The 244-nt window shown below is 34.0% G+C and carries 1 protein-coding gene; it reads right to left on the reverse strand.

Annotated elements, in window-relative coordinates:
* Positions 1–195, reverse strand: a 195-nt coding sequence (locus AC23ME_RS21130) for a DUF4184 family protein (RefSeq protein ID WP_487729703.1), incomplete at its 3' end; no start/stop codon positions are given.
* Positions 196–244 lie beyond the last annotated feature (49 nt).

Consider the following 244-nt stretch of genomic DNA (forward strand, 5'->3'; position numbering starts at 1 on the left):
GTCGTGTTTGAAGCTGTCCCAAAATATGTGATAATCTGCAACGATTAGAATTGAAATTGTCACTACAAACCAGTTTCTTTTAAATTGTTCTTTCCAATCAAACTGTTTAAATGCGAAAAATCTTGTCTTTAAAATTGTCGGCAGATTGTAGAATAAACTGTACCGAACAATGTTGTGAAAAATGAATGCAAGCAAAAGTCATAACGGAAAGTCGAACCAAAAAAGTCCGTCAATTGTATGGCTG

The organism is Pedobacter sp. T50_32, assembly GCF_057652195.1.